We start from the raw sequence: 243 nt of genomic DNA, 5'->3' as shown, positions 1-243 counted from the left end.
ATCCAACCACGGCTCCGTAACCCAATCTGCTCGCCAGCACTCTGTCTGCGCAGCTTGGTGATCCTCCTCTCTGGATGTGTCCTAAAATAGCAACACGAATGTCGTATTCCGGGAATTCCTGTTTGGTCTGCTCTGCAAGTTCGTAGATGTTGGCTAATTTTTCGCCCTCAGCTACTACAACAATGCTTGAAGCTTTTCCTGTTTTTTCAGCATTTCTGAATGTTGCAAAAAGCTCATCCATAC

1 protein-coding gene is annotated in these 243 nt (G+C 46.5%); it reads right to left on the bottom strand.

The annotated features are described in order from the left end of the window. A partial coding sequence (locus SCA31_RS25150) for a 6-phosphofructokinase (protein ID WP_410699663.1) occupies nucleotides 1-243 on the bottom strand: 243 nt, incomplete at both ends.

Origin of the sequence: Chryseobacterium sp. SIMBA_028, assembly GCF_046535285.1 — a bacterium.
Classification (GTDB): domain Bacteria; phylum Bacteroidota; class Bacteroidia; order Flavobacteriales; family Weeksellaceae; genus Chryseobacterium.
Note: the sequence above shows the minus strand (reverse complement) of the source record. Positions and strands in the feature narration are given on the sequence as shown.